The sequence below is a fragment of the Streptococcus sp. KR genome (genome assembly GCF_002238115.1).
Lineage (GTDB): Bacteria > Bacillota > Bacilli > Lactobacillales > Streptococcaceae > Streptococcus.
Genome location: NZ_NGVM01000092.1, coordinates 1 through 709 on the forward strand (window position 1 = coordinate 1; position 709 = coordinate 709).

At 31.7% G+C, this 709-nt stretch carries 1 protein-coding gene; it reads right to left on the reverse strand.

The features are described from left to right. Window positions 1-335 precede the first annotated feature (335 nt). Window positions 336-539, reverse strand: coding sequence for a hypothetical protein (locus tag CBI42_RS11005; protein ID WP_054712561.1), 204 nt, complete (start codon window positions 537-539; stop codon window positions 336-338). Between the last annotated feature and the right edge of the window lie 170 nt (window positions 540-709).

Sequence of the window (709 nt, forward strand, 5' to 3'; positions counted from 1 at the left end):
GAATAATATAAATGCCTCTGGGTGTTTAAGAAAGTATTCGTTGAAAGCACTGAAAATCAAAAGCATGATCGGTCCGCATAAATAAGTAATAAACAAGGATATCATTTGTAATATACGGATAACTGATCGACGATTACCACTCCATTTTTCAAATAGTACTTGTAACCATTATTGTAACGGGAATAACCATTGTCTAAAAAAGAAACGATTGCCTATTTTATGTCTCTTCAAAATGCCGATAACGGGAAATAGCCAAAAAATAATAATACAAGCAACAAGGAATATCTCGTTCATTGTAGTTTCCATGATTTTACCCTTTTTTCAATTAGCGAAAATCAAAGATTAAATTCTTTTTTTAGCAGTTTCTCTAAATATCTGGAAGCTGTTAATTCTTTCTCTTTTGCACGTCTAGTTAGTTCATTAGCAATATCTTGCTTCAAAGTATAAGATTTTGAAATTCTAGGTGCAGTTGGTTCATTTTTAGCAGGTTTGCTGCTCATACTATTTTTTAGTTGATTCATTTTATCTTCAAATGCCATTATACTAGTCCTTTCTGTCTCATAATATGATATAGCATGACATATCATATTACGCTATTGCTTCGCAAAGGTTTCAAAGATATTGTCGATATTTTCGAAAAATTCTTTGGCCCTTTGTGTTGAATTGTTTTCTTGCTCCATCTTAATCAGCGGTTTGTGATTAAGAGTTG